The 231-nt window shown below is 35.1% G+C and carries 1 protein-coding gene; it reads left to right on the top strand.

The window, feature by feature from the left end:
* Positions 1-231 (top strand): GGDEF domain-containing protein (locus AOA62_RS31085; RefSeq protein ID WP_143521967.1); only part of this gene is annotated, 231 nt, incomplete at both ends.

The following is a 231-nucleotide window of genomic DNA, read 5'->3' as shown; positions in this document are numbered from 1 at the left end:
GGAAGTAACTATTATCTTTTTAGATATTGACTTATTTAAAAGAGTAAACGATACTCTTGGTCACTATTCAGGTGACAAATTATTGCAGGAGCTGGCCCGTCGATTAGAAAATTATTTTAAAGATAGTAGCTTAATCGGAAGGTGGGGTGGAGATGAGTTTGTTATTGCCATATCTGTTGCTGATGAATCAGCTATAGATAAAAAGGCAGAGGAATTGATGGAAACTATATC

This window comes from Pseudomonas sp. 2995-3 (assembly GCF_002742565.1).
GTDB lineage: Bacteria > Pseudomonadota > Gammaproteobacteria > Pseudomonadales > Pseudomonadaceae > Aquipseudomonas > Aquipseudomonas edaphica.
Note: the sequence above shows the minus strand (reverse complement) of the source record. Positions and strands in the feature narration are given on the sequence as shown.